This window comes from Planktothrix sp. FACHB-1355, from assembly GCF_014748295.1.
GTDB classification, from domain to species: domain Bacteria; phylum Cyanobacteriota; class Cyanobacteriia; order Cyanobacteriales; family Aerosakkonemataceae; genus Aerosakkonema; species Aerosakkonema funiforme_A.
This window is the reverse complement of the sequence record NZ_JACJUP010000830.1, coordinates 1-3,278: the sequence shown is the minus strand read 5'-3', so window position 1 is coordinate 3,278 and position 3,278 is coordinate 1. Positions and strand designations below refer to the sequence as shown.

The following is a 3,278-nucleotide window of genomic DNA, read 5'->3' as shown; positions in this document are numbered from 1 at the left end:
CTATTAAAAATTTGTTTCCCAATCAAAATAATCGGCAGAGCTATTTCACAGCCCGCCGATCGGTTGATTATGGCCAGATCGCGAATATCCGCGTGCCAATCTGAAACCAACTTACTACTCAGCTTCTGAAGCATTGGCTTCAGCCGCCGAGAAAGATCTTTCAAAAGCCATACGCTGCTCTGCATTTCGGAGAAAATATCCACTAATCATCGCCGAAGCCAACAGCCGACCGAGATGTTCCCGACTCGTAGTAATCGTCACCCCAAAATGTTCTGACGGTAAGTTACCCAACAGACCGATAATATTCCGTTCCATCACTTGATATACATCTCCGGAAGATGGTCTGGAAAGCTGTGCCATAGTTTCTGGACTCATAGACTGGACATACTGCCAGAGCCAATTGTGACCTGACTCCGACTCATTGCCAAACAACTCTGGGCCTTGACTGGATGATTTGTTCACTTTTTACCTCTGTAGCAGTTGGGAGCTTTTTATTTGACTAGCTAACAGCAGCTTGTTATTCAAAAATTCGGATGCAGATTATTAATTGCTTCTGAAGACTAATTTAGCAGTTCGCTCTTGACAGTGAAGTCGCTTTAACCGAACCACAAATTCCGGTTTTTCCACCCCTACCTAACATTGGCGACAGCTATATCTCTATTTACCTCTTCTGATTGTGAATGACAAGTTCCTAACTGGCGATAAATTCATCTATATCTCCTTTGCGCTTGCGAAGCTTGCTCAATGCTTCTCTTTCGATTTGCCGTACTCTTTCCCGGCTAATGTTGAGGAGATCGCCAATCTTTGCCAGCGTTAAAGCTTGTCCGTCTTCCAGACCAAATCGCATCGCCAACACCTGCCTTTGTTGAGGTGTTAGATCCGCCATCAGCTTTTCTAAATCTGTCTGAAGAGCAGACTGGATGGCAAATTCCTCCGGAGAAGCGCCAGTATCCTCTAACAGTTCTCCCAGCTCCGTATCTTGGTTATCTCCCACCCGCAAATCTAGGGACAAAGGCTGACGTGCCTTTTCCAGGTACTCCCGGACGTGCTTCGGGTCTAATTCCAACTCCTTGGCCAATTCCGCAGCAGTCGCAGCGCGTCCTAACTGTTGAGACAGTTGACGCTGAACTTTTTTTATTTTATTTAGCTTCTCCGTAATGTGGATCGGCAGCCTAATCGTGCGCCCTTTTTCAGCTATAGCACGAGTGATTGCCTGACGAATCCACCAATAGGCATAAGTAGAAAACCGATATCCTTTAGTCGGGTCAAATTTTTCAACCCCTCGCTGCATACCGATGCTGCCTTCCTGAATTAGATCCAACAAGTCAACATTGCGCTTGATGTACTTCTTGGCTACCGACACTACCAGTCGCAAATTAGCTTCAACCATTTTGCGCTTAGCGTTTTCACCTTCTTTAATCTGCCGATCGAGTTCTGCTTCGGACAGCCCACATTGTTGCGCCCACTCAGCTGGAGTAGGTTCTTGGCCTAACTCAGCTGCCAGCACCTCTCTCTGAGCTTGCAATGCTGCCCAACGCTGTACTTGTTTGCCATACAAGATCTCCTGCTCGTGGGTGAGCAAGGGAACCCGACCTATTTCACGCAGGTAGGTACGCACAAGATCTGTAGAAGTCTGAGCGGTCTTCATGGCACTTTCTGGGTAGAAATATTAATAATTGTAACGTTTATTAGCAAGATTTGTACACTTCTCCAAACATATTGCTGGTGTCCTTTAGCTCCACAAACAGAGAACACTACTTAGAGATTAACCATATAATGCAGTTAAGAATTGCATTCTGCTACACCAGGACGACGCCAAGAAAGTAAAATTTTTTAACGATCGACACCATATCCTTCAGGGAGTGGGGGAGTGGTGGAGCGGGGGAGCGGGGGAGCAGAAGAATTAATATTTCTCCTCTTCCCTCTCCCTTTCCTCTCTTCCCTAGCCCCTAACCCCTAACCCCTAGCCCCTTTCTTTTGACTTTTTCGACGCTCTGGTTTCTGACCTCAGTGAGTGCAAAAATAATCCTGACTTATTTTTGAGTGGGAGTTACATACAGCATGACAATTCATACCACACTACAGCGTGCTTTTGAACAAGGCCGCGCCCTCAAAATTATTAGCGGCTTGAATAATTTCGATCCCGCACGAGTAGCTGCGACCGTGAAAGCAGCAGACAAAGGTGGTGCGACCTTTGTAGATATTGCTGCCGATGCGAACTTGGTGAGGATGTGCCGCGAACTGACCGATCTGCCAATCTGCGTTTCCGCAGTCGAACCCCAGCTATTTGTCCCAGCTGTAGCAGCTGGTGCCGACCTCATCGAAATTGGTAACTTCGATAGTTTCTACGCGCAAGGGCGTCGATTTGAAGCAGCTGAAGTATTGGAAATTACACAAACTACGCGATCGCTCCTTCCCCAGATTACCTTATCGGTGACCGTTCCTCATATTCTTCAACTGTCCGAACAAGTACAATTGGCAGAAGCCCTAGTCAAAGCCGGTGCCGATATCATCCAGACAGAAGGTGGAGTAAGTGCCACCCCAACTCATGCCGGAACATTGGGAACGATCGAAAAAGCAGCTCCCACCCTAGCCGCAGCCTATGAAATTTCCCGTGCAGTTTCCGTGCCGGTGCTTTGCGCTTCTGGAATATCCAGCGTCACAGCACCCCTAGCCATTGCCGCAGGTGCTGCCGGTGTCGGCGTTGGCTCAGCTGTCAACCGCTTGAACAGCGAAATCGCTATGGTGGCTGCTGTCCGCAGTTTGGTAGAAGCATTGGCGACGGTGAATCGCTCCCGCGTTTCAGTTTAGTAGTCCGCAGTCCCCTGTTTTGAGGAGTTCGACAAACCCGGTTTTTGATAAAAACCGGGTTTTTTGTCAACAACCCATCAGTTTTCTCTCGCCGACGCCATAGCCCATAAGCCTTGGGAAGTCTCAGCAAACATTGTTTCGGCCAAAACATCTTTCAAACCGTAAACCACCTGTTCTTGCTGCGCTAAAGACAATTCAGGAAAAATCGGCAAAGACAAAACTTCAGCACAAGCCTGCTCTACAGCTGGCAATTGACCGGGTTGGTATCCCAAACTTTCGTACACGGGCTGGAGATGCAGTGGCAGGGGATAGTAAACCATTGTATTGATTCCCTGCTTCTGCAACTGGCTGCGTACTGAGTCGCGTAAGGAACTTTGAATTTTCAGGAATGAGTTTTCACTTGAACTGGTAGATGAGAAATCTTTTTTTCCTTCAGCTATTACCCGAATGGTGTATTGATTCCAGAC

Annotated in this window: 4 protein-coding genes; 1 reads left to right on the top strand and 3 read right to left on the bottom strand. The window is 47.6% G+C overall.

Translation table 11 applies throughout. The annotated features are described in order from the left end of the window. Positions 1 to 114: 114 nt before the first annotated feature. Both H6S82_RS25580 and H6S82_RS25575 read right to left on the bottom strand, forming a co-directional pair. Positions 115 to 462 (bottom strand): DUF760 domain-containing protein, encoded by a 348-nt coding sequence (locus H6S82_RS25580; protein WP_190463854.1) that lies wholly within the window; start codon positions 460 to 462, stop codon positions 115 to 117. 229 nt (positions 463 to 691) lie between these two features. Next, complete coding sequence (locus tag H6S82_RS25575) at positions 692 to 1,648, bottom strand: RNA polymerase sigma factor, RpoD/SigA family (RefSeq protein WP_190463853.1); 957 nt, start codon at positions 1,646 to 1,648, stop codon at positions 692 to 694. Positions 1,649 to 2,061: 413 nt separating this feature from the next. Here H6S82_RS25575 and H6S82_RS25570 point away from each other — a divergent pair, with 413 nt between their 5' ends. Further along, positions 2,062 to 2,811: a DUF561 domain-containing protein gene (locus tag H6S82_RS25570; RefSeq protein WP_190463852.1), complete on the top strand. Its 750-nt coding sequence runs from the start codon at positions 2,062 to 2,064 to the stop codon at positions 2,809 to 2,811. Positions 2,812 to 2,888: 77 nt separating this feature from the next. On the opposite strand, the gene H6S82_RS25565 is transcribed toward H6S82_RS25570, so the two are convergent. Beyond that, positions 2,889 to 3,278, bottom strand: a 390-nt coding sequence (locus tag H6S82_RS25565) for a DegT/DnrJ/EryC1/StrS family aminotransferase (RefSeq protein WP_191056914.1), incomplete at its 5' end; no start/stop codon positions are given.